Source organism: Amycolatopsis sp. NPDC006131, assembly GCF_040614175.1.
GTDB lineage: Bacteria > Actinomycetota > Actinomycetes > Mycobacteriales > Pseudonocardiaceae > Amycolatopsis_E > Amycolatopsis_E tucumanensis.
In genome coordinates, this window is the sequence record NZ_JBEXTX010000100.1 from 1 (window position 1) to 23,545 (window position 23,545).

The window sequence follows — 23,545 nt, forward strand, 5'->3', positions numbered from 1 at the left end:
CCCTTTTTTAATGATCCGGCCACCACCTAGATCTCCCCCCCGTAGTAAACACTCTTGCCCTACACCACGCTCTGCCGCTCTCGCAGCCTCCGGCCACGGCTTCGGCCGCACCGGAAGGTGCGGCCCAGTCCGGGACGGACCGGTCCGCGACTGGCTCCGAGAACGCGGCCCAGCACACGTCGGCCCAGCACACGTCGGCCCAGCCCACGTCGGCCCAGCCTGCGTCGGCCGGGTCCGCCCCGGTGCAGGCTGCATCGGCCCAGACCCAGCCTGTGCCGGCCCAGCCCGAATCTGCCCAGCAGGCGTCGCCCGAGCCCACCTCGGCGCACCCTCAGGCCGGTGAGCCCACCTCGGCGCAGCCTCAGGCCGGTGAGCCCGCCGCGGAGCAGGCGAAGCCCTCCCGCGCCCGGACCCGCCGCGTCGCCCGCAGGCCCGCGGCGCCCCCGGAGCCCGTCCAGGCCGCCGGCGAGCCGCAGGCCCCCACCGTCCCGGCCGGCCCCGTGGCCGGCGGACCGGCGCCCACCCTGGAAACCTCCAGCCCGGAAGCCACCGGGCAGGAGGAGGCGTCGCCCGAGGTCAGCGTGCCCACCCCGGCCACCAGGACGGCCCGCCGGCGCCCGCGCCGCGCGGCCTCCCGCCCGGCCGGGCCCCCGGTACACGCGTCGGACCAGAGCTGATCCACCTACGTGAGCCCCGGTGTCAACCGGCACCGGGGCGTCACGTAACCTGTAAGACGGCCCGTCCCCGGACGGGCTATGGCGCGATCACCGGACCGCACACAGCGGGACGTGGCGCAAGCCCTCACCCATTGTCGAGTTAGCAGGAGACTTCCGTGTCGGCGTACGCGATCGTCAAGACCGGCGGCAAGCAGTACAAGGTGGCCGTCGGCGACGTCGTCGAGGTCGAGAAGCTCGAGGGCAAGCCGGGCACCGAGCACTCTTTCCCCGCCGTGCTGTACGTCGACGGCAGCGATGTCACGGCGGATGCCGAAGCACTCGCGAAGATCTCGGTCACCGGCAAGGTCGTCGAGCAGACCAAGGGTCCCAAGATCCGCATCCACAAGTTCAAGAACAAGACCGGCTACCACAAGCGGCAGGGTCACCGTCAGAAGCTGACCCGCGTCGAGGTCACCGGAATCACGAAGTAAGGAGCTGCAGGAGCCATGGCACACAAGAAGGGTGCGTCCAGCTCCCGCAACGGGCGCGACTCCAACCCCCAGTACCTCGGCGTCAAGCGCTACGGCGGTCAGCTCGTGAACGCCGGTGAGATCCTGGTCCGCCAGCGCGGCACCAAGTTCCACCCCGGCCTGAACGTCGGCCGTGGCGGCGACGACACGCTGTTCGCCCTCGCGGCGGGCACCGTCGAGTTCGGCGCGAAGCGTGGCCGCAAGACGGTCAACATCGTCCCGGCCGAGGCCTGAGGGTCCGGCTAGACAACCCAGCACCTTCAGCGAGGGGCGGGCCCGGAACAGATCCGGTCCCGCCCCTTGTTGCTGAAGATGGCTGATATCCCTCCGAAGAAACGAGAAGAGGCTTCACGATGGCGTCCCGGTTCGTTGACCGCGCGGTGATCCACGTCGCCGCGGGCGACGGCGGGCACGGCTGTGCCTCGATCCACCGCGAGAAGTTCAAGCCGCTCGGCGGCCCCGACGGGGGCAACGGCGGCAACGGCGGCGACGTGCGACTCGTCGTCGACCCGAACGTGCACACGCTGCTCGACTTCCACTTCCACCCCCACGCCAAGGCCACCAACGGCCGCCAGGGCCAGGGCAGCCACCGCGCGGGCGCGGCGGGCGAGACCCTGGAACTCAAGGTGCCCGACGGCACCGTCGTGATGTCCGAGGACGGCGAGGTCCTGGCGGACCTGGTCGGTCCGGGCACGACGTTCGTCGCCGCACAGGGCGGGCGCGGCGGCCTCGGCAACGCGGCGCTGGCGTCCAAGGCCCGCAAGGCGCCCGGGTTCGCCCTGCTCGGCGAGCCCGGCGAGGAGCGCAGCCTCGTCCTGGAGCTGCGTTCGGTCGCCGACGCCGGCCTGCTCGGCTTCCCGTCGGCCGGCAAGTCGTCGCTGATCTCGGTGCTGTCCGCGGCCAAGCCGAAGATCGCCGACTACCCGTTCACGACGCTGGTGCCGAACCTCGGCGTGGTGAACGCGGGCGACACCGTGTTCACGATGGCCGACGTGCCCGGCCTGATCCCCGGCGCGAGCGAGGGCAAGGGCCTCGGCCTGGACTTCCTGCGCCACATCGAGCGCTGCGCGGTGCTGGTGCACGTCGTCGACTGCGCCACCTACGACCCGGGCCGCGACCCGGTGTCCGACGTGGACGCCCTCGAGGCCGAGCTGGCCCGCTACACCCCGGCGCTGGGCGGCGAGCTGGACTCCCGCCCGCGGGTCGTGGTGCTCAACAAGATCGACGTGCCGGACGCGGCCGAGCTGGCCGAGATGGTGCGTGGCGAGTTCGAGGCGCGTGGCCTGCCGGTGTTCGAGGTTTCCACGGTGACCCGCCAGGGCCTGCGTGAACTGACCTTCGCGCTGGCCAAGGAGGTCGAGAAGTACCGGGCGGCGCAGCCGGAGGCGGAGCCGACGCGGATCGTGCTGCGGCCGGTGGCGGTCGACGACTCGGGCTTCACCATCGAGGAGGACCCGGAGGAGCCGGGCGGCTTCATCGTGCGGGGCGCGCGTCCCGAGCGGTGGATCCGGCAGACCGACTTCGGCAACGACGAGGCCGTGGGTTACCTCGCGGACCGGCTCAACCGGCTGGGTGTCGAGGACGCGCTGGCCAAGCGCGGCGCCGAGCCGGGCTGCCCGGTGACGATCGGCAACATCACCTTCGAGTGGGAGCCCTCCACGCCGGGCGTGGCGGCGCACATGACGGGCCGGGGCACCGACGTGCGGCTGGAGCAGAACAACCGCGTGTCGGCCGCCGAGCGCAAGGAAGCCCGGCGCATCCGCCGTGACGGGCCGGACCAGCCCGAGGACGAGGACTCGACAGCACGATGAGCGTGGCCCGCAAAGCCGTCGCGGCGGCGGAACGGCTGGTCGTCAAGGTCGGCTCGTCGGCGCTGACCACCGCTGGTGACGGGCTCGACGTGACGCGGCTGAACGCGCTGGTCGACGCCATCGCGGCGCGGATCGCGCAGGGCAGCCAGATCGTGCTGGTGTCCTCGGGTGCGATCGGCGCCGGGCTGGCGCCGCTCGCGCTCGGCAAGCGGCCACGGGACCTCGCGACCCAGCAGGCCGCGGCGAGTGTCGGCCAGTTGCAGCTCGCGCACGCTTACGCCGAGTCGTTCGGCCGGTACGCGCTGACGGTGGGCCAGGTGCTGCTCACGTCCGACGACGTGGTGCGCCGCGCGCACTACCGCAACGCGCAGCGGACGTTCTCGCGCCTGCTGGCGCTGGGCGCGGTGCCGGTGGTCAACGAGAACGACACGGTGGCCACCGAGGAGATCAAGTTCGGCGACAACGACCGCCTGGCGGCGCTGGTGGCGCACCTGATCGGCGCGGACGCCCTGGTGCTGTTGTCCGATGTGGACGGTCTGTACGACGGGGATCCGCGATCGGGTTCGACGCGGCGCATCGCCGAGGTGACCGGCCCGGCGGATCTGGAGGGCATCGCCGTCGGCATGTCCAGCTCGGGGCTCGGTACGGGCGGGATGGTGTCCAAGCTGGCCGCCGCGCGCACGGCCGCGTCGGCGGGGATCCCGGTGCTGCTGGCGGCGGCGTCGGATGCTTCGCGGGCCTTGTCCACGGCCGAGGTCGGCACCGCGTTCCGGGCGGCCGACAGCCGGCTGTCCGCGCGCCGGTTCTGGCTCGGGTACGCGGCCGGCACGCGGGGGCGCCTGCACCTCGACGACGGTGCGGTGGCCGCGGTCGTGCGGCGCCGCCGGTCGTTGCTGGCCGCGGGGATCACCGGTGTGGACGGTGATTTCGAGGCGGGTGACGTGGTGGAGCTGGTCGACCCGGCGCAGCGTGTGGTGGCCCGTGGTGTGGTGGCGTTCGACGCGGGGGAGTTGCCCGAGCTGATCGGCCGGTCCAGCCACGAGCTGCCGGAGGAGCAGCGCCGGGAGGTCGTGCACGCCGACGATCTGGTGCCGTTCCGCCGTTAACGCAGTTCCGTGCCCTTCGTTTCGGGGAGGGTGAGCAGCACGAGGAACGCGATCACCGCGCCGGCCGCGACGTACCAGAAGAACAGGATCGACGCCCCGGCCGCGGAGAGCGCGCTGATGACCAGCGGCGCGGTGCCGCCGAACACGGCGACGGTGAGGTTGTACCAGGCGCCGATGCCGAGGCCGCGCAGTTCGGTGGGGAACAGTTCGCTCATGATCGCGGGCGCGAGGCTGGACAGGGCGGCGTAGAGCCCGAGGCCGACGCAGAAGACGACGAGCAGGTTGCCGAGGCCGGGTTTGACCAGTGTGGACAGCGGCACGATGAGGATCGCGGTGGCCGCGGACCAGGCGAACAGCTGGGGTTTGCGCCCGATGCGGTCGGAGAGCGCGCCGTAGGGGTACTGGAGCGCGACGAACAGCGCGGTGCCGATGGACAGCGCGAGGAAGACGTCGACGTCGTTGGCGTGGCGGGTCTTGACCGCGAACGGGGTGAGGGCGCTGAAGAACGTGTAGTAGCACAGCGTCGAGAGCATCGTGATGCCGACGAGCTGGCCGACGGCCTTGGGGTGTTCGCGCAGGGTGGTCAGCAGGGGGCGGCGGACGCGTTGCGCGCGGCCCTTGTTCTGCTCGAACTGTTCGGTCTCGGAGAGGCTGCGGCGCAGCCACAGCCCGACGATGCCGAGGACGCCGCCGAGCAGGAACGGGATGCGCCAGCCGTAGGAGCTCATGGCGGCCTTGTCCATGGTGCGGGCGAGGACGAACCCGAGCACGGACGCGAGCAGCACCGCGGAGCCGGTGGAGATGTAGAAGAAGGACGAGTAGCGCCCACGCCACTTCGGCGGGGCGATCTCACCGAGGTAGGCGGAGGCGTTGGACACTTCGCCCCCGAGGGACAGCCCCTGCGCGATGCGCGCGAGGAGCAGCAGGATCGGTGCGAGCCAGCCGACCTGCTGGAAGGTGGGCAGGATCGCGATGACGATGGAGCCGCCCGCCATGAGCGTGATGGTGAGAATCATGGCCGGCTTGCGACCGCGCACGTCGGCGAACCGGCCGAGCAGCAGGCCGCCGAGGGGCCGGAAGAAGAAGGCGAGCGCGTAGGTGGCGAACGTGTTGATCTGGGCGAGCAGATCGTTGCCCGCGGGGAAGAACGCGGTGGCGAAGTAGATGCTGAACGTCGCGTAGATCGTCCAGTCGAACCACTCCAGCGCGTTGCCGACGCTGGCCGCGAACAACTTCCGGACGGGCAGCCGGTGCCGGACTTCTGTGCCCACCTTCGACTCGACCATGGCGCACCTCCACGTTCACCCGATGGGGTCGGACAATGCCACACCTCGGCCGGGACCGAAAGATTCTTTTCTGCCGGAAACTTGCTGACCTGTGCTTTTCTCCCAGGGGCGGGTCGAAGTGACACCCACGTGGCCGATGCACCCCACGCCGCGGAGCACCACCTGCGCGCACCCCAACGGCCCGGCCGGCCGGGAATAGCCCCGCGCGGGTCGCCGCCGCCTGCCCGCAGGCGGCTCGGCCCGCGAGGCCCCGGGGCGGGCCTTGCCGCTTGCTGTGCAGGCCGTCCGGCCAGGCCGAGCCCCGCCAGGCCGAGCCCCGCCGCTTGCCGTGCAGGCCGCTCGGCCCATGGCCGTCGCGCGAGTTGCGCCGTCTGCCCAGCAGGCGGCTCGGCCCGCGAGGCCCCGGGGCTCTGCCGCTTGCCGTGCTGGCCGCTCGGCCCGCAGCCGCCCCGCGCGAGTTGCGCCGTCTGCCCAGCAGGCAGCTCGGCCCGCGCGGCCCCGGGGGCGGGCCTTGCCGCTTGCCGTGTAGGCCGTCCGGCGCGTAGCCGCCCCGAGCGAGTCTTGCCGCTTGCCGTGCAGCGGTCCGGCCCGCGGGGCCCGGGGCGAGTCTTGCCGCTTGCCGTGCAGGCGGTCCGGCCAGCGAGGCCCGGGCGAGCCCCGCCGCTTGCCCGGGCGCCGCTCGGGCCCGCGAGGCCTGGCGGCGAGCTTGTCGCTTGGCCGGCAGGCCGTCCGGCTCGCAGGGCAACTGGGCGAACCGTGCGACGGGCGAGTCTTGCCGCTTGCCCTGTAGGCCGTCCTGCCCGAAGTGCTGCCGAGCGAGCCGTACCGCCTCGCCAGGCGGGGGCGCCCGGTGGGCCGAGCCGCCAAGCGAGCCGTGCGCCCGGGCGAGCCGTGCCTCCGCACGGGCGGTGCCGCCGAGCCGATGTGCCGCTGGGCGAGCCGCGCCGGGGCGAGCCGGGCACCCCGGCAAGCCGTGCCGCCGGGCCGGTCGTGCCGCCGGGCGAGACATGTTGTCGGGGCAACTGGTCTGGCCAGCCAGCACCGGTGGCGTGCACCGTGCGGCCCCGGCCCGGCCAACGCAACCGCCTGTGAGGCTGCAGTTGGGCGACGCGCCGTGCTCAGCTCGCTGTCCGGTAGACGTTGGCGGTCAATCGGTTGCGAAGCCGCCCCGGTCCCGAAGGCTGGGCGCCACGATCACGAATCCCCCGTCAATCCCCTCCCTTCAGTTCGTGCTCGCCAGTGCGAACGGCAGCACCGCAGGCGCCCCGCCCTGCCGTAGGAGCCGGGTGGCCAGCGTCATGCTCCAGCCGGTGTCCACGAGATCGTCCACAAGCAACACTGGACCGTCCACCCCGGACAATTCCGCGGCCAGTGCACCCGGCACCGCAAGCGTTTGCCACAGGTCCGCGACTCGCTGCGCGCTGTTCGCCCGGCGTGGACGCCCGCCCCGGCTCTCCAGTGCGCCGAGGAAACGCAGCCGTCCGATCTGCGCCAGTCGGCTCGCCAGGTCGTGCACCAGGCGCGGCCGGGTCGCGGAGGGCATCGCCACCACGGCCACCGGCCTCTGCTCCCACCGCCAGGACGCCAGAACCTGAACGCAGGCCTGGAAAATGCGGTCCGGCACCTCGCCGTCGGCGGCCCGCTCGCCGACCAGCTCGCGCAGTGGCCCGCCCCATCCGACGTCCGTCAGCCGTCCGAGCGTACGTCCCGGCTCGGCCAGCTCGCCCTTCCCGATCCGCCCGGACAGCGGCACGTCGAGCGACGCCATGCCCGTCGGCCACTGGCGACGCGGGCTCACCTCGACCCCGGGCCGCCGGAGCCGCTCGTCGGTCTTTTCGACCGCCTCCGCCGAAACGGTGACGTCCCGGTGCTCGCCCGTGCAGTTGTCACACCGGCCGCACGGCTCGGCGTACGGGTCGTCGAGCTGGCGGCGCAGGAACTCCATCCGGCACGAAGTGGTGGCCTGGTACTCCAGCATCGCCTGCTGTTCCGCCCGCCGCGCTTCGGCGACACGCTCGTACCGTTCGCGCTCGTAGTGCCAGTCCTGCCCCGTCGCCTCCCAGCCGCCCTTGACGCGCCGCACCGCGCCGTCCACGTCCAGCACCTTCAGCACCATCTCCAGCCGCGACCGGGACAGTTCGACCATCGGCTCGAGCGCCACCGTCGACAGTGGCCGGTCGGCGTAGGCGAGCGCGTTCAGCACCTGGTTGACGCGCTGCTCGTCCGGGAACGCGAGAGACGAGAAGTACCGCCAGATCTCGGCGTCCTCCGCGCCCGGCAGGAGGATCACCTCGGCCCGGCGCACGCCACGGCCGGCACGGCCGACCTGCTGGTAGTAGGCGATCGGCGAGGACGGCGCCCCGACGTGGACGACGAAACCGAGGTCGGGCTTGTCGAACCCCATGCCCAGCGCCGACGTCGCCACGAGTGCCTTGACCCGGTTGGCGAGCAGGTCGTCCTCGGCAGCCTCGCGATCAGCCGGCTCGGTCTTGCCCGTGTACGCCGTAACCGGGAACCCGCGCTCCCGCAACATCTCCGCGATGTCGTGCGCGGCGGCGACGGTGAGCGTGTAGATGATCCCGGACCCCGGCAGCTCGCCGAGCCGGTCCGCCAGCCACGCGAGCCGCGCCTGCGGGGTGGGCAGCTTCGCGACCGACAGGTGCAGGCTCTCCCGGTCGAGCGGGCCGCGCAGCACCAGGGTGTCACCGCCCTGACCGAGCCCGAGCTGTTCGGCGACGTCGGTGACCACCCGGTCGTTGGCGGTGGCCGTGGTCGCCAGGACGGGCACGTCCTCAGCCAGCCCCGCCAGCAGCGTGCGCAGGCGGCGGTAGTCCGGCCGGAAGTCGTGACCCCAGTCGGAGATGCAGTGGGCCTCGTCGACGACGAGCAGCCCGGCCGTGGTGGTCAGTTTGGGCAGCACCGTGTCGCGGAAGTCGGGGTTGTTCAGCCGCTCCGGGCTCACCAGCAGCACGTCGATCTCGCCGGCGGCGATGCGCGCCTGCACGTCGTCCCACTCCTGCTGGTTCGCCGAGTTCATCGTGGCCGCGTGGATGCCTGCCCGCCCGGCCGCCGCGATCTGGTTGCGCATCAACGCCAGCAGCGGCGAGATGATGACCGTCGGACCAGCCCCTCGCTCGCGTAGCAGCGCGGTGGCCAGGAAGTACACGGCCGACTTGCCCCAGCCGGTGCGCTGCACGACGAGGGCGCGCCGGTGGTGGGCGACCAGTGCCTCGATGGCTGTCCACTGGTCGTCGCGCAGGGTCGCGCCCTCTCCTGCCAGTGCCCGGAGCAGCGTTTCGGCGCGTTCGCGCAGGAGGTGAAGGTCCACGGGTCAACGTCTACCCGAAGGCTGCGACGAAACCGAGCCGAGTACCGCACGAGTGGACCAGTCGTCGAGTAATGTGACGCAAGACACAGCGAATGTCCGCATCAGGGCACCCGAACGGCCGAGTCTCCTAGCTGTCGGGGTTCACTTGCGGGTTCGCCGGCGCCTCCGGAGGTTCCCCTCGAACCCCCGGCGGAGCGAAGTGTGCGGGTGCTGTTACCGGGGAGCGGGGCAGTACCCGCGCACTCGCGCTTCTACGATCCGTTCATGTCACCACGCCGAATCGGGGTCATGGGCGGCACGTTCGACCCCGTCCACCACGGCCACCTCGTCGCGGCCAGTGAGGTGCAGTCCCGGTTCGACCTCGACGAAGTGATCTTCGTGCCGACCGGCCAGCCGTGGCAGAAGTCCGGCAGGCAGGTCACCAGGGCCGAGGACCGCTACCTCATGACCGTCATCGCCACCGCCTCCAACCCGGTCTTCTCGGTGAGCCGGGTGGACATCGACCGCGGCGGCGAGACCTACACCGTCGACACCCTGCGTGACCTCAAGGCCGAGTACCCCGAGGACGAGCTCTTCTTCATCACCGGCGCCGACGCGCTGGAACAGATCCTGACCTGGCACAACGCCGACGAGCTGTTCACCCTCGCGCACTTCATCGGCGTCACCAGGCCCGGGTACAAGCTCAACGACCACCACCTGCCCAGCGGCAAGGTGAGCCTGGTCGAGGTGACCGCGATGGCCATCTCCTCGACCGGCTGCCGCGAACGCGTCGAGCACGGCGAACCGATCTGGTACCTGGTGCCCGACGGCGTCGTCCGGTACATCGACAAGCGCGGGTTGTACCGCAAGCCTGCCTGACACGCCGCCGGGGCCGTGGACGGCGGCAGGTACCCTCGGTGGACCGACGGTCTCAGGATGAGGGAGCACAGGAGTGGCAGCGACGTCCCAGGCACGTGACATCGCGACCGTGGCGGCGCACGCCGCCGCGGACAAGAAGGCCACCGACGTGGTGGTGCTGGACGTCTCCGAGCAGCTCGTCATCACCGACGTGTTCGTCATCGCCTCGGCGCCCAACGAGCGCCAGGTGGGGGCCATCGTGGACAACGTCGAGGAGAAGCTGCGGGAGGCCGGGCACAAGCCGGTCCGCCGCGAGGGCGCGCGCGAGGGCCGCTGGGTCCTGCTCGACTTCGTCGACGTCGTGGTGCACGTCCAGCACGACGAGGAGCGCTCGTTCTACGGCATCGAGCGGCTGTGGAAGGACTGCCCCCGCATCGAGGTCGACGGGCTCGCCGAGGCCGTCGACGCCGGGGACGCCTCGTGAGTTTCCGGCGCCTCGTGCTGTGGCGCCACGGGGAGACCGACTACAACGCCGCCGGCCGCATGCAGGGCCACCTGGACTCGGCGCTCACCGAGGTGGGCTGGAACCAGGCCCGCTTCGCCGCGCCCGCGCTCGCCCGCTTCGAGCCCGACCTGGTCATCTCGTCCGACCTGCACCGGGCGATGGACACCGCGACCGTGCTCACCGAGGCGATCGGGGTGCCGCTGCGCATCGACAAGCGCCTGCGGGAGACCCACCTCGGCGAGTGGCAGGGGCTGACCGGTGCCGAGGTCGACGAGGGCTGGCCCGGCGACCGCGCCATTTGGCGCGTGGACGCCACCTGGGCGCCCCCGGGTGGCGAGTCCCGCGTCGAGGTCGCCGAGCGCGCCTCCGAGGTCGTCAGCGACCTGCTGGCCGGCGACGACCCGGGTGAGACCGTGCTGCTGGCCGCGCACGGCGGCCTGATCACGGCCCTCACCGGCAAGTTGCTGGCCCTGCCGGTCGAGGCGTGGCCGCAGCTCGGCGGGATCGGCAACTGCCACTGGGTCGAGCTGGGCCTGCGCGACGGCCGCTGGCGGCTGCACGCCTACAACGCCGGAATGCTCGGCTGAGATGCCGAGGCTGCTGGTCTTCGGGGACTCGCTGAGTTTCCAGGGCCCGGAGAGCCCCTGCGCGGCCGACGAGCCGCGACTGTGGCCGAACATCGCCGCCGCGGCTCTCGGCGGCAGCGCGGAGCTCGTGGCGTCCGCGGGCTGGACGGCGCGCGACGCGTGGTGGGCCATGATCGGCGACCCCCGGGTGTGGGCCGATTTGAAGCACGCCGACGTCGTGGTGCTGGCCGTGGGGAGCATGGACACGCTGCCGTCGCCGCTGCCGACCTACCTGCGCGGCGGCCTGCGGTACCTGCGGCCGTCCGGGCTCCGCCGCGCCGTCCGCAAGGCGTACCTGGCCGCCCAGCCGCGGCTGGCGGTCGCGATGCGCGGCCGCCCGCGGGTACTGCCCGCGAAGCTGACCGTGCACTACCTCGACCGGGCGGTCTACGCGCTGCGCATCCTGCGGCCGGAGCTGCCGATCGTGGCCGTTCTGCCGAGCGTCCACCGCGCGTCGTCCTACGGCAACGTGCACACCGGCCGGGAGGAGACGGCGGCCGCCATCGCCGCCTGGTCGCGGCGGGTGGACGTGCCGTTGCTGAACCTGGCCGAGGTCGTGGGGGAGCACGTCCTGAGCGGTCGCGGCAACCCGGACGGCATGCACTGGGGCTGGGAGGGGCACGCGCTCGTGGGCAAGGCGATGGCCGCGCTGATCGGTCCGCTCCTGGCCCCCGGCGAATCGCCTGCCGGCACGTAGGCTGACCGTCGTGCCGGTTGCCGTCATCACGGATTCCACCGCCCATCTGCCCGAGGGCTTCGCCGAGCGCCACGCCCTGCGCGTCGTCCCGCTGCACGTCCTCATCGACGGGGTCGCCGCGCTCGACGGCGTCGAGGTGGGGGCTGCGGCGCTCGCCGAGGCGCTGGGGCAGCGCCGGATCGTGACCACGTCGCGGCCGACGCCCGGCGAGTTCGCCGCGGCCTTCCGCGAAGCGCTGGAGGCGGGCGCGGACTCGGTCGTGTCGATCCACCTGTCCAGCGAGATCTCCGGGACCTGGGAGTCCGCGGTGCTGGCCGCGCAGGAGGTCGGGCCGGACCTGGTGCGGGTCGTCGACTCGCGGGGAACCGCCATGGCGCTGGGGTTCGCGGCGTTGCACGCGGCTCGCGCGGCGTCAGCCGGTGCGTCGGCGGCCGAGGTGGAAGCGGCCGCGACGGCGGCGGTGCACTGCTCGGAGACCCTGTTCGTGGTCGAGACCTTGGAGTACCTGCGGCGGGGCGGCCGCATCGGCGCGGCGGCGGCGCTGCTGGGCACCGCGCTGGCCATGAAACCGGTGCTGCACCTGGACGACGGCCGGATCCAGCCGCTGGAGAAGGTGCGCACGATGAACCGCGCCACCGCGCGCCTGGTCGAGCTCGCGGAGGAGGCCGCGCGGGGAGAGCCGGTCGAGGTCGCGGTGCACCACCTCGCTTCGCCGCAGCGGGCGGTGGAACTGGCGAACCGCATCGAGGAGCGGCTGACCGTCGTCGAGGGTTGCGTGGTGTCGGAACTGGGTGCCGTGATCGGCGCGCACACCGGGCCGGGCGTCGTCGGCGTTGTCGTGCAACGGAACCCCGGCGGTCCTGGAAGCCGCTGAGCTTCCCGGGGACTCAGGAACCCTTTTCGCGCAAGCGCTTTGGGTCTGACGTCCAAACCCTTCCACGTTGCCATACGCCACCGACAGAAAACCCTGGCACGGCGGCAGAACGCGCCACTTGTCCACAGACCCCCACTTGTCCACAGCCTTCCCGATTCCCACTTCTCCCTCCTCTCCGCGCCCCCTAGCGTCGAATGCGTGTTCGAACGATCAGCCCCGGAATCGCCGGGCATTCCCGTCAACCGCCGGCTCGAGCAGCTCGCCGGTCAGGCCCTCGCGGCCGACCGCGACACCGGGCCGCCGGGTGCCGTCGGGCGGCTGGTCGAGCGCTGGGTGCCCGAGTCGCTCACCGGCAGCCCTCAGCGGCGGCGCCTGACCACGGTGCTGCTGGCCCTGGTCGGCGTCCTGGTGCTCGTCGGGACGTCGATCGCGCTCCTCGGCGGCAGCCCGCCCGTCGAACGCGCGCCGGTGCTGCCCGCGGCGCCGGACCGGCCCGCGCCGGTCAGCGCAACGGCCAGCCGGGTCGCCGACAGTTCGCTGGTGATCAGCGTGGTCGGCAAGGTCCGGAACCCCGGGCTGGTCACGGTCCCCGGCGGTGCGCGGGTGGCGGACGCCCTCCGCGCGGCAGGCGGCGCGATCGAGGGTACCGACGTCACGGCGCTGAACCTCGCGCGCAAGTTGTCCGACGGCGAGCAGATCTACGTCGGCATCCCGCCGCCTGCCGGCGTGCAGCAACCGGCCGAGAGCGGCGGCGCCCCCGCGCTCGTCGACCTGAACACGGCCAGCGCCGAGCAACTCGACGCCCTGCCGGGGATCGGCGAGGTCACCGCCCAGCGCATCATCGACTGGCGCACGAAACACGGGTCGTTCAGGTCGATCGACCAGCTGCGTGAGGTCGAGGGCATCGGCGAGACACGACTGTCCCGGCTGCGAGAGCAGGTGACGGTCTCGTGATCACGGAACCCGTTGTCCGGCACGACTTTCGCCTGGTGCCGGCCGCGTTGTCGCTGTGGCTCGGAGCGCTGCTCGGACTGTTGTGGACGTGGTGGCTGGCTCTGGCGTGCGGCGCCGCGGCGGTGCTGGTGTCCTTGGGGCTGCTGATCAAGCTGCGCCCGGCTCGGTCGCGCTGGTGGGCGGGCGCGGCGGCGCTGCTCGTGGCCGGTCTCCTGCTCGCCGGTCCGCTCGGCCTCCGGTTGAACCGGGCCGAGCACGACCCGCTCCACGGCCTCGCGCAGCGGGGCACGGAGGTGACCCTGCGGGTGCTGGTGACGGAACGTCCGAAACCCGTGCGGTCGGCCGGATATGCAGATCAGCAGGCCGGGCCGAGGTCAGTGGTGATCGCGGCCGACGTCCTGCACGCGGAACGTCACGCTGAGCCGGTGGTCTCGACCGGACGGGTCGCGCTGCTCGCGCCGTTCGCAACGTGGAGCGAGATCATTCCGGGTCAGGAGGTCACCGCGAGCGGCGAGCTGGCCCCGCCGCGGGACGCCGACCTGACCGTGGCCGCGGTTCACGTTCGCGGGCCGCCCGTGGAAGCCACGGAGGCGCCCTGGTGGCAGCGCGCCGCGGAATCGATGCGCGAGGCGCTCCGCAACGCGTGCGCGGTCCTGCCCGAGGAGCAGGCCGGGCTGGTGCCGGGGCTCGTCGTGGGCGACACGAGCGGGCTGTCCGAACGGCTCGCCCGCGAGTTCACCGACGCTGGCCTCACGCACCTGATGGCGGTCAGCGGGTCCAACGTCGCGATCGTGTGCGGCGCCGTGCTGCTGCTGTTGCGGCTGTTGCGGGCAGGACCACGGTTGTCCGCGGCGCTGTCCGGGGCGGCGCTGGCCGGGTTCGTGGTCCTGGCGGGCGGGGAGCCGAGCGTCCTGCGGGCCGGAGTCATGGGCGCGATCGCCCTGCTGGCGCTGGCGCTGGGGCGGGAACGCTCAGTCGTCCCCGCACTGGCCGCCGCGACTTGCGTCCTCGTGGCCTGGGACCCGGCGATGGCCGTCAGCTTCGGCTTCGCTTTGTCGGTGATCGCGACGGCCGGGCTGGTGCTCCTCGCGCCGCGGTGGGCGGAGAGCCTTCAGCGGCGCGGCGCTCCGCCGGGCTTCGCCGAAGGGCTGGCGGTTCCGGCGGCGGCGTTCGTCGTGACAGCGCCTGTCGTGGCCGGCATGGCCGGGCAGCTCAGCCTGGTCAGCGTGGCGGCGAACGTGCTGGCCGCGCCCGTGGTCGCGCCGGCGACCGTGTTCGGGGTGCTCGCGACGGTCGTCGCGACCGCGTGGCCTGCCGGAGGTGAGTTGGTCGTCCGGCTGGCCGGGCCTGAGGCGGGCTGGCTGATCGTCGTGGCACGGCGGGCGTCGGAGGTGCCCGGTGCGGTGCTGGCGTGGCCCAGCGGCTGGTGGGGCGGGTTTCTCGCGCTGGTGGTCGTCGTCGCCGTGGTTCTGGCACTGCGCCGTCGGCGACTCAGGGTGCTGCTAGCGCTGGTGCTGGCCGGGGGGCTGCTGCTCGTCGTCCCGGGCAAGGTGATCGCGCCCGGCTGGCCGCCACCGGGATGGGCGGTGGTCGCCTGTGACGTCGGTCAGGGTGACAGCCTCGTGCTGGCCACCGGTGAGCCCGGACGGGCGGTGGTGGTGGACGCCGGGCCCGAGCCGGGGCCGGCCGACCGGTGTCTGGACCGGCTGGGCATCGAGCGGGTGCCGCTGGTGGTGCTGAGCCACCTGCACGCCGACCACGTCGGCGGCCTCGACTCGGTGTTCGAGGGACGCTCGGTGGGCGCGATCGCGGTCGGGCCCGGGCGGCAGCCCGGCTGGGCGTGGCGGCAGGCCGGTCAGATCGCGACCCGCCACCGGGTCCCGCTGCTCGAACTGGACCTGGGCCGGCGGCTCGAGTGGCCGGCGCTGAGCCTCGAAGTGCTGGGACCCAGATACGTGTCCGAAGGGGAGGACGACGACGGCACACAGATCAACAACAGCTCGGTGGTGCTACGAGCCCGCACACCGGCCGGCAGCGTGCTGCTGACCGGTGACGTCGAACTCGCCGCACAGGCCGACCTGCTGGCGGCGGGAACGGATCTGCACGCGGAGATCTTGAAGGTGCCGCACCACGGCAGCAGGTTCTCGCTGCCCCAGTTCCTGGCCGCGGTGTCCGCGCGGCTGGCGCTGGTGAGCGTCGGTTCGGGCAACCGTTACGGCCACCCGAACCGGACGACGCTCGACACCCTGACCGCGGACGGTGCGCTCATCGCCCGCACGGACACCGACGGCGACACCGCGGTGATCCCCGACCAGACCGGACCGGCGGTCGTTCGCCTGGGAAAGTGAGGTGGAATCTTGATCAGAGGCGCCGGGCCTGGCAGAGACCCGGGACCCGTCAGAGGCCCAGGGCCTTGTGCACGGCCGCCGCCGACGGCGGGACCGTCGCCTTCGGGCCGACCTCGTTCTCGATGGCGTCCAGGGTCTTCAGGCCGTCACCGGTGATGAGCAGGACGGTCTCGGCGTCCGGGTCGATCTTGCCCGCCTCGATGAGCTTCTTCGCCGTCGCGACGGTGACACCACCGGCGGTCTCGGTGAAGATGCCCTCGGTGCGGGCGAGCAGGCGGATGCCCTCGACGACCTCTTCGTCGGTCACGTCCTCGATCGCGCCGCCCGTGCGGCGAACCGTGTCGAGCACGTAGGGGCCGTCGGCCGGGTTGCCGATCGCGAGCGAGCGGGCGATGGTGTCCGGCTTGACCGGCTGCACCACGTCGTGGCCGTTGCGGAACGCCGCGGACACCGGCGAGCAGCCGGCGGCCTGCGCGCCGAACACCTTGTACGGGGTGTCGTCGACCAGGCCGAGCTTGGCGAACTCGCGGAAGCCCTTGTCCACCTTGGTCAGCTGGGAGCCCGAGGCGATCGGCACGACGATCTGCTCGGGGATCCGCCAGCCGAGCTGCTCGGCGACCTCGTAGGCGAGCGTCTTCGAGCCCTCGGAGTAGTAGGGGCGGACGTTGACGTTCACGAACGCCCAGTTCTCGTGCTCGGCGGCCAGCTCGGTGGCAAGACGGTTGACGTCGTCGTAGTTGCCGTCGACAGCGATCAGGTTGCCGTCGTAGACCGCGGTGGTCAGCACCTTGGCGCGCTCGAGCGAGGAGGGGATCAGCACCACGGACTGCCAGCCGGCGCGGGCCGCGGCTGCGGCGACGGCGTTGGCCAGGTTGCCGGTGGAGGGGCAGGCCAGGGTGTCGAACCCGAACTCGCGAGCCGCGGCCAGCGCGACGGCGACGACGCGGTCCTTGAACGAGTGGGTGGGGTTGCCGGTGTCGTCCTTGACCCACAGGCTCTTCACACCGAGAGCCTTGGCGAGCCGGTCGGCCTTCACCAGCCTGGTACAGCCGGGCTCGGTGTTCGGGATCTCCTCGACGTTCGAGGGCACCGGCAGCAGCCGCTTGTAGCGCCAGATGTTGCGCGGGCCCGCCTCGATGTCCTCGCGGCGGACGCGACCGAAGTCGTAGGCGACCTCCAGCGGCGAGAAGTCCTCGGCGGAGACGAACTCCGGGGCGAGCGGCTGGCGGTGGCCCTCTTCCTTGGAGACCAGTTCCACGGCCGGACCGAGGTCGACGGTGCGACGGGTGGTGGTCGAATCGAGGGCTGCAGTCATCGCGAGGTTCCTTTCCTCATCTGCCCCGCTGACGCGGGCCGGAATTGGCACCGTGATCGTCAGCTACCTCGCGGAATCGAGATGACAGGCTGACGCCGGTTGCCGGGGCTTCGTCGGGCCGTTCCCTCTGCCCCTCTGGATGAGCGGTATTCGGTTGTGGTGGCTGTCGCGCTCGCGCGATGCCTGGTTGACAACATACGGCACCACGCTCGGAGCACGCCATGCCCCTGCGGGTTTCATCACGCTCCGGAGCTGTCGGTGGTCCGTGGGAGGATTTGAACCGTGACCGCGCCGGCAACCACCTCCGCCCCCCTGCAGCTCGTGCTCGGCGAAGAGGAGCTGCTCGTCGAGCGCGCCGTCCGCGCCGCCCTGGAACAGGCACGCCGAGAGGACGCGACGGCCGAGCTGACGAAGGTCCGGGTGTCCGATCTCACGCCGCCCGGCCTGGCCGAGCTGGTCAGCCCGTCGCTGTTCAGCGAGGGGCGCGTCATCGTGCTGGAAGGCGCGCAGGACATCGGCCAGGAGCTGGCCGACGCGGTGCTCGCCTACGCGAAGATGCCTGCCGACGGCGTCGTCCTGGTCGTTGTGCACACCGGCGGCGGCCGCAGCAAGGCGGCGAAGTCGCTGCCCGCGGCGCTGCGCAAGGCCGGCGCCCAGGTCACCGAGTGCCCGAAGATCACCCGGCCGGCGGATCGGGAGTCGTTCGTCCGCAACGAGGTGCGGCAGGCCGGCGGCAAGATCGACCCGGCCGGGGTGGCCGCGCTCATCGACGCCGTCGGATCCGACCTGCGGGAGCTGGCCGCGGCGGCGTCGCAGCTGGTGGCGGACTCGGGCGGCCGGGTCGACGAGGAAGCCGTGCGCCGCTACCACCGGGGCCGCGCGGACGTGACGGGCTTCGCGGTCGCGGAGAAGGCCGTTGCGGGCGAGCGCGGCGCGGCGCTCGAAGCGATGCGGTGGGCACTCCAGATCGGCGTGGCGCACGTCCTGATCGCCGACGCCCTCGCGGACGCCGTCCGCACGATCGCCCGCGTGTCGGCGGCCGGCCGCGGCAACCCGAACCAGATGGCCGGTGAGCTGGGCATGCCGCCGTGGAAGATCCGGAAGGCGCAGGGGCAGTCCCGCGGGTGGACGCAGGCCGGACTGGCCGACGCGATGGCCGTGGTGGCGCGGGTGAACGCCGAGGTCAAGGGCCAGGCCGCGGACCCGGCCTACGCGCTCGAACGGGCCGTCCTGGAACTCGCCGCCGCCCGCGACAAGCGCTGAGCTTGGCGCTGCCTGCGACGAGCGCTGAGCTTGGTGGCAGATCTGGGGCGAGGGGCTGGGTGGGACCTGGGACACGCGCTGAGTTCGAGCGAACCCAAAAGAACGCCTGAGTGGGCGCGGTGGAGGGTGGTGGCTCCGGCGGGACGCCGGCCGCAATGCCGCCCGCCTGCCGGGTTGCGGGGGTGCCTGCCCGGCGGGAGTCGCTGGGGGCAGACCCGCCTGGCGGGTTCCGGGGGCGCCTGCGGCGGGAGTCGCTGGGGGCGGACCCGCCTCGCGGGGTTTCCGGGGGCCTGCGTCGCGGAAGTCGCCGGTGCTCGCGAGCGCAGGAGCCGAGGCGGGCAGCGGCGCCGGACGGTGGCGCCTGCGATCGGGGTGGTTGTCGATCATCCCGCCTCAGGCGCTGCGGGAAGTCCCGTCACTCGCGAACCCGGCACCCCTGGACAGCAGAAGGGCGGGCACCCTGCTGGATGCCCGCCCCTCGGAAGATCAAGCTCAGAGCTGGTTGACGCGCTTGGCCATCGCCGACTTCTTGTTGGCGGCCTGGTTCGCGTGGATGACGCCCTTGCTGGCGGCCTTGTCCAGGGCGCGAGCGGCAGCCTGCTGCAGCTCGACGGCCTTGGCCTTGTCGCCCGCCTCGGCGGCCTCGCGGAACTTGCGGATCGCGGTCTTCACCGAGGACTTGACCGACTGGTTGCGCTGGCGCGCCTTCTCGTTGGTCTTGATGCGCTTGATCTGGGACTTGATGTTGGCCATGAAGGCGCTCCTTCGATCTGTCGGTGGCTTCGCTGCCGCGCTGTACCGGCCCCGGCGTGCGGGTTTCCTCCCTGGCGGAATGCCGCACGGCAACGACCGACAAGGTTAGCAGGGCGCTACGGTGGCACTCGCACTGGCTGGGGAGGCTGCAGGTGAACGACACGGCACTCGGGCTCGTCCTCGTCGCCGCCGTCGTGCACGCCGGGTGGAACCTCGCCGCCAAGCGGGTCGACGACGGGGCCCGGTTCGTCTTCCTCTACTACACCGTCTCGGCGGTGGTCTGCGCACCGGTCGCGGTCGTGGCGCTGGTGATCGAGGGGCAGCATCCACAGTGGACCTGGCTGCCCGCGGCGCTGCTGACCGCGATCTTTCACATCGCCTACGGCATCGTGCTGCAGCGCGGCTACCGCGTCGGCGACCTGTCCGTCGTCTACCCGCTGGCGCGGGGGAGCGGGCCACTGCTGTCGGTGCTCGCGGCGGTCGTCCTGCTCGGCGAGCGGCCCGGTTGGCTCGGGCTCGCCGGCGCCCTCCTCGTCGTGACCGGGGTGCTGGTGATCGGGCTCGGCTCGCGCTCGGCGGCGGACGCCCGCGCCCGCCGGGCCGGGGTCTTCTACGGGCTGCTCACCGGCGTCACCATCGCGGCCTACACGCTCTGGGACGACCACGCCGTCAACGCCCTCGCCGTCCCGCCGTTGACCTACTTCGCCGCCGGCTCGGTGCTGCAGAGCCTGCTGCTCGCGCCCACGGCCGTGCGGGCGGACGGGCGGATCGGTGCGCTGTGGCGGGCGCACTGGCGGGAGGCAGTGGCCGTCGGGGTGCTGTCGCCGGTCGCCTACGTGCTCGTGCTCTACGCGATGCGCATGGCGCCGGTCAGCCTGGTCGCGCCCGCGCGTGAGGTGAGCATCGTGCTGGGCGGGATCGCGGCCTGGCTCGTGCTGCGCGAGCCGCACCCGGTGCGCCGCCTGGTCGGCTCGGTCGTCGTCCTGGCCGGAATTGCCGCGATTGCGGCTTCCTGACCAGGTGGGGTAGGCAGGAGGTATGGACGTCCTGAGCAGCCGGGTGCTGATCCACCCCCGCGACCCCGAGAAGACCACGGCGTTCTACCGGGACGTGCTCGGCCTGGCCATCTACCGCACGTTCCCCGGCGGGACCGTGTTCTTCACCGGCCAGGGCTACCTGGAGGTCGTCGGCCGCGGCGAGAAGGGCACCAGCCCGGACGTGGAGCTGTGGTTCCAGGTCCGCGACCTCAAAGCCACGCTGGACGAGCTGGCCGAACGCGGGGTCGTGCCGGACCGCGAGGCCCGCCGCGAGCCGTGGGGCCTGGACGAGGCGCGCATCTCCGACCCGGACGGGACGTCGATCGTGCTGGTGGAGATCCCGCCGGACCATCCACTGCGGACGGACATCCGTCCGCAGTGAGCGGCCACACGCGGCCGGCGGCGGGCCTGGGATTGTTCCGGCGCGTTGGCGGATCCCGCGGGGCCGGGGTTCGTCTCGCGGCGCTGGTGGTGCCTGGGGGCTGATTCCTGGGGGCGCTGACCGCGGATTTCGCGGGGGTTGGGTCTGCACTCGCGCCGCCGATGGCGTGCGCGGCGCTGGTGACGGCGGATCTCGCGGGGCCGGTTTTGATTTGGGGTAGCAGGGCGGCTCAGGCGGGGCGGTGGGCGCGGAACTGGGCGGCCAGCGGCGCGGTGACCCCCGGGGGTTGCCACACCCACGTCTGCAGGTCCGTGAAACCCGCCTCGACCAGTTCGGCCGCCAGCTCGTGCCGCGGCACGGGGAGCCACTTTTCGTGCGCCGAGAGGATCAGCCGGCCGCCCGGGCGCAGCACCCGCCGTAGCTCGTGGAAGCCCGCGGGGCGGTCGTCCCACAGTTGGACGTTGTTCACGCTCACCACCACGTCCACGGAGGCCTCGTCCAGGCCCGTCCGCTCGGCCGAACCGCGGGCCAGCCGGACCCGGCCCGCCGCGATCTCCGCCGCGCAGCGGGCCTGCGCCAGCTCCAGCATCTCCGGCGACGGGTCCACCCCGTGCGCCAGCGCCGCGCGCCGGCCGGCCAGGCGCAGGCCCACCCCGGGACCGGGGCCGACCACCAGGACCGTCTCCTCCCGGGTGAGCCTCGCCACGTCCACGACGTGCGATTCCGTCGCGCCGTTCGCATGGGCCATCACGGCCCCGCCGATGCGGCCCAGCAGGCCACGGGGGTGACCGAAGGCCCGGTCCAGGATCTGCTCGATGGTTGTGCTCATACCTCCAGGTCAGCACTCGCCACCGCTCACCGGCATCGGGGATGACCCGGAAATCGGGCATGGGAACATGGAGTCGTACCCCACGACGAGCCGAGGATCCGAGTGAGCACGTTCGCCGACCAGACCTTCACGCCGCCGGAGCAGATCCGGAACTTCTGCATCATCGCGCACATCGACCACGGCAAGTCCACCCTGGCCGACCGGATGCTGCAGCTCACCGGCGTGGTCGAGGAGCGGGCCATGCGCGCGCAGTACCTCGACCGGATGGACATCGAGCGCGAGCGGGGCATCACGATCAAGGCCCAGAACGTGCGCCTCCCGTGGCAGGTCGACGGCCGCGACCACGTCCTGCACCTCATCGACACCCCGGGCCACGTGGACTTCACCTACGAGGTCTCCCGGGCGCTGGAGGCGTGCGAGGGCGCGATCCTGCTGGTCGACGCGGCACAGGGCATCGAGGCGCAGACCCTGGCCAACCTGTACCTGGCGCTGGAGAAGGACCTGCACATCATCCCGGTCCTGAACAAGATCGACCTCCCCGCGGCCGACCCCGACAAGTACGCCGCCGAGCTGGCGCACATCATCGGCTGCGACCCGTCCGAGGTGCTGCGCGTCTCGGCGAAGACCGGCATGGGCGTGCCCGACCTCCTGGACGAGGTCGTCCGCCAGGTGCCGCCGCCGGTGGGCGACGCGGACGCCCCCGCCCGCGCCATGATCTTCGACTCGGTCTACGACACCTACCGCGGCGTCGTCACCTACATCCGCGTCGTGGACGGCAAGATCACCCCGCGCGAGCGGATCCGGATGATGTCCACCGGCGCCACGCACGAGCTGCTGGAAGTCGGCATCATCTCGCCGGAGCCCAAGCCCAGCGCCGGTCTCGGCGTCGGCGAGGTGGGTTACCTGATCACCGGCGTGAAGGACGTCCGCCAGTCCCGGGTCGGTGACACGGTCACCTCCGAGCGCAAGGGGGCCACCGAGCCGCTGGCCGGCTACCGCGACCCCAAGCCGATGGTGTTCTCCGGCCTCTACCCGGTGGACGGCTCGGACTACCCGGAGCTGCGGGAGGCGCTGGAGAAGCTGCAGCTCAACGACGCGGCGCTGACCTACGAGCCGGAGACGTCGGTCGCGCTCGGCTTCGGCTTCCGCTGCGGCTTCCTCGGCCTGCTGCACCTGGAGATCACCCGCGACCGCCTGGAGCGCGAGTTCGGCCTGGACCTGATCGCCACCGCGCCGAACGTGGAGTACCGCGTGGTGCAGGACGACGGCACCGAGGTGCACGTCACCAACCCGTCCGACTGGCCGACCGGCGTGAAGATCGCCGAGGTGCACGAGCCGCTGTCGAAGGTCACCGTGATCGCCCCGTCGGAGTTCATCGGCGCGATCATGGAGCTGTGCCAGAGCAAGCGCGGCAACCTGCTCGGCATGGACTACCTGTCGGAGGACCGCGTCGAGCTGCGCTACAACCTGCCGCTCGCCGAGATCATCTTTGACTTCTTCGACTCGCTGAAGTCCCGCACCCGCGGCTACGCCTCGCTGGACTACGAGGAGGCCGGCACGCAGGTCGCCGACCTGGTGAAGGTCGACATCCTGCTGCAGGGCGAGCCGGTCGACGCGTTCTCCGCGATCGTGCACAAGGACGCCGCCTACGGCTACGGCAACAAGATGGCGGGCCGCCTGCGCGAGCTGATCCCGCGGCAGCAGTTCGAGGTGCCGATCCAGGCCGCGGTCGGGTCGCGGATCATCGCGCGCGAGACGATCCGCGCCATCCGCAAGGACGTGCTTTCCAAGTGCTACGGCGGTGACATCTCGCGGAAGCGGAAGCTGCTGGAGAAGCAGAAGGAAGGCAAGAAGCGGATGAAGAACATCGGCCGGGTCGAGGTTCCGCAGGAGGCCTTCGTCGCGGCGCTGTCCACCGACGAGCCCTCCGGCGACAAGGGCAAGAAGAAGTAGCGGCCGCTCAGGCGGTGCCGGAGATCCGGGCCGCCTCGACGAACACCGCGCACCGGCGCTCCTCGGCCATCACGCGGTCGTAGGTGTCCCAGTCGTCGTGGGTGCCGCCGGCCGCGGTGAAGATGTCGCGCAGCAGCCGGGGCAGGCCGGCCGGGTCGAAGGCTTCGTCCGGGTGGTCCGGGCCGATCAGCCGCACCGGTCCCTGCACCGCCGCCCACGTCCAGCCGCGCCGGAACACCACGGTCGCGTTGCCCCGCGCGCGCAGCAGGTCCAGCTTCTTCGCGTGGCCGACCGCCACGAACGCGACGGACGGGCGGCCGGACACCGGGTCGTCGAGGACCCCGGCGTTGACCACCGAAGCGTGCACCGAGCCGTCCGCCCGCGCGACCGCCACCGTGGCCAGGCCGGTTCCCTGGGCGGCGAGCGAGCGGACGGCGTCGAGGTTCGTCATGGGG

At 72.2% G+C, this 23,545-nt stretch carries 21 protein-coding genes and 1 riboswitch; of the genes, 15 read left to right on the top strand and 6 right to left on the bottom strand.

Annotated features, from left to right (window positions below):
- The first annotated feature begins 832 nt into the window (after positions 1–832).
- From rplU to proB, 4 genes are all read left to right on the top strand, one after another.
- Positions 833–1,147 carry a 50S ribosomal protein L21 gene (rplU, locus tag ABZ215_RS34455; RefSeq protein ID WP_017987730.1) on the top strand — a complete coding sequence of 105 codons (315 nt, stop codon included), beginning with the start codon at positions 833–835 and terminating at the stop codon, positions 1,145–1,147.
- A gap of 15 nt (positions 1,148–1,162) precedes the next feature.
- A complete protein-coding gene (gene rpmA, locus ABZ215_RS34460) occupies positions 1,163–1,420 on the top strand; it encodes a 50S ribosomal protein L27 (RefSeq protein ID WP_017987731.1) in 258 nt (85 codons plus the stop codon).
- A gap of 119 nt (positions 1,421–1,539) precedes the next feature.
- Entirely contained in the window at positions 1,540–2,997 is a 1,458-nt protein-coding gene (gene obgE / locus ABZ215_RS34465) for a GTPase ObgE (RefSeq protein ID WP_020420799.1), read from the top strand.
- Complete coding sequence (gene proB / locus ABZ215_RS34470; protein ID WP_237337353.1) at positions 2,994–4,103, top strand: glutamate 5-kinase; 1,110 nt, start codon at positions 2,994–2,996, stop codon at positions 4,101–4,103. Before obgE ends, proB begins: the two co-directional genes overlap by 4 nt.
- Here proB and ABZ215_RS34475 read toward each other — a convergent pair.
- Both ABZ215_RS34475 and ABZ215_RS34480 read right to left on the bottom strand, forming a co-directional pair.
- On the bottom strand, positions 4,100–5,389 hold the full coding sequence (locus ABZ215_RS34475; protein WP_237337352.1) for an MFS transporter: 1,290 nt from the start codon (positions 5,387–5,389) through the stop codon (positions 4,100–4,102). The two genes, proB and ABZ215_RS34475, sit on opposite strands and share 4 nt — an antisense overlap.
- A gap of 1,222 nt (positions 5,390–6,611) precedes the next feature.
- The gene (locus tag ABZ215_RS34480) at positions 6,612–8,717 is read right to left on the bottom strand and encodes a RecQ family ATP-dependent DNA helicase (protein WP_354954524.1); all 2,106 of its coding nucleotides are present in this window, start codon (positions 8,715–8,717) and stop codon (positions 6,612–6,614) included.
- A gap of 264 nt (positions 8,718–8,981) precedes the next feature.
- Here ABZ215_RS34480 and nadD point away from each other — a divergent pair, with 264 nt between their 5' ends.
- The 7 genes from nadD (at position 8,982) to ABZ215_RS34515 (ending at position 15,558) form a co-directional block, all read left to right on the top strand.
- Positions 8,982–9,575 (top strand): nicotinate-nucleotide adenylyltransferase, encoded by a 594-nt coding sequence (gene nadD, locus ABZ215_RS34485; protein ID WP_081617688.1) that lies wholly within the window; start codon positions 8,982–8,984, stop codon positions 9,573–9,575.
- Between the two features lie 73 nt (positions 9,576–9,648).
- Positions 9,649–10,038 carry a ribosome silencing factor gene (gene rsfS / locus ABZ215_RS34490; protein ID WP_020420803.1) on the top strand — a complete coding sequence of 130 codons (390 nt, stop codon included), beginning with the start codon at positions 9,649–9,651 and terminating at the stop codon, positions 10,036–10,038.
- On the top strand, positions 10,035–10,646 hold the full coding sequence (locus ABZ215_RS34495; RefSeq protein WP_020420804.1) for a histidine phosphatase family protein: 612 nt from the start codon (positions 10,035–10,037) through the stop codon (positions 10,644–10,646). The genes rsfS and ABZ215_RS34495 overlap by 4 nt, the downstream gene beginning before the upstream one ends.
- Before the next feature lies 1 nt (position 10,647).
- The gene (octT, locus tag ABZ215_RS34500; protein ID WP_354954526.1) at positions 10,648–11,382 is read left to right on the top strand and encodes a diglucosylglycerate octanoyltransferase; all 735 of its coding nucleotides are present in this window, start codon (positions 10,648–10,650) and stop codon (positions 11,380–11,382) included.
- A 10-nt stretch (positions 11,383–11,392) separates the two neighbouring features.
- The gene (locus ABZ215_RS34505) at positions 11,393–12,256 is read left to right on the top strand and encodes a DegV family protein (protein WP_020420806.1); all 864 of its coding nucleotides are present in this window, start codon (positions 11,393–11,395) and stop codon (positions 12,254–12,256) included.
- Positions 12,257–12,454: 198 nt separating this feature from the next.
- A complete protein-coding gene (locus ABZ215_RS34510) occupies positions 12,455–13,210 on the top strand; it encodes a ComEA family DNA-binding protein (protein ID WP_354954528.1) in 756 nt (251 codons plus the stop codon).
- Complete coding sequence (locus ABZ215_RS34515; RefSeq protein WP_354954530.1) at positions 13,207–15,558, top strand: ComEC/Rec2 family competence protein; 2,352 nt, start codon at positions 13,207–13,209, stop codon at positions 15,556–15,558. The genes ABZ215_RS34510 and ABZ215_RS34515 overlap by 4 nt, the downstream gene beginning before the upstream one ends.
- Before the next feature lie 49 nt (positions 15,559–15,607).
- Here ABZ215_RS34515 and thrC read toward each other — a convergent pair whose 3' ends face one another.
- Entirely contained in the window at positions 15,608–16,873 is a 1,266-nt protein-coding gene (thrC, locus tag ABZ215_RS34520; protein ID WP_020420809.1) for a threonine synthase, read from the bottom strand.
- A gap of 13 nt (positions 16,874–16,886) precedes the next feature.
- Positions 16,887–17,019, bottom strand: a riboswitch (SAM riboswitch).
- Positions 17,020–17,155: 136 nt separating this feature from the next.
- On the opposite strand from thrC, the gene holA reads away from it, so the two are divergent.
- The gene (gene holA / locus ABZ215_RS34525) at positions 17,156–18,136 is read left to right on the top strand and encodes a DNA polymerase III subunit delta (protein WP_020420810.1); all 981 of its coding nucleotides are present in this window, start codon (positions 17,156–17,158) and stop codon (positions 18,134–18,136) included.
- A 492-nt stretch (positions 18,137–18,628) separates the two neighbouring features.
- Here holA and rpsT read toward each other — a convergent pair whose 3' ends face one another.
- The gene (gene rpsT / locus ABZ215_RS34530; RefSeq protein ID WP_020420811.1) at positions 18,629–18,889 is read right to left on the bottom strand and encodes a 30S ribosomal protein S20; all 261 of its coding nucleotides are present in this window, start codon (positions 18,887–18,889) and stop codon (positions 18,629–18,631) included.
- A gap of 152 nt (positions 18,890–19,041) precedes the next feature.
- Here rpsT and ABZ215_RS34535 point away from each other — a divergent pair, with 152 nt between their 5' ends.
- Together ABZ215_RS34535 and ABZ215_RS34540 are read left to right on the top strand one after the other, a co-directional pair.
- Positions 19,042–19,905 carry an EamA family transporter gene (locus ABZ215_RS34535; RefSeq protein ID WP_354954532.1) on the top strand — a complete coding sequence of 288 codons (864 nt, stop codon included), beginning with the start codon at positions 19,042–19,044 and terminating at the stop codon, positions 19,903–19,905.
- Positions 19,906–19,927: 22 nt separating this feature from the next.
- A complete protein-coding gene (locus ABZ215_RS34540) occupies positions 19,928–20,308 on the top strand; it encodes a VOC family protein (RefSeq protein ID WP_020420813.1) in 381 nt (126 codons plus the stop codon).
- Between the two features lie 229 nt (positions 20,309–20,537).
- Here the strand turns inward: ABZ215_RS34540 and ABZ215_RS34545 are convergent, their stop codons facing one another.
- On the bottom strand, positions 20,538–21,137 hold the full coding sequence (locus ABZ215_RS34545; protein WP_237337346.1) for a methyltransferase domain-containing protein: 600 nt from the start codon (positions 21,135–21,137) through the stop codon (positions 20,538–20,540).
- 102 nt (positions 21,138–21,239) lie between these two features.
- Here ABZ215_RS34545 and lepA point away from each other — a divergent pair, with 102 nt between their 5' ends.
- On the top strand, positions 21,240–23,090 hold the full coding sequence (gene lepA, locus ABZ215_RS34550) for a translation elongation factor 4 (protein ID WP_020420815.1): 1,851 nt from the start codon (positions 21,240–21,242) through the stop codon (positions 23,088–23,090).
- A gap of 7 nt (positions 23,091–23,097) precedes the next feature.
- On the opposite strand, the gene ABZ215_RS34555 is transcribed toward lepA, so the two are convergent.
- Positions 23,098–23,541, bottom strand: coding sequence for a pyridoxamine 5'-phosphate oxidase (locus ABZ215_RS34555; RefSeq protein WP_354954534.1), 444 nt, complete (start codon positions 23,539–23,541; stop codon positions 23,098–23,100).
- Positions 23,542–23,545 lie beyond the last annotated feature (4 nt).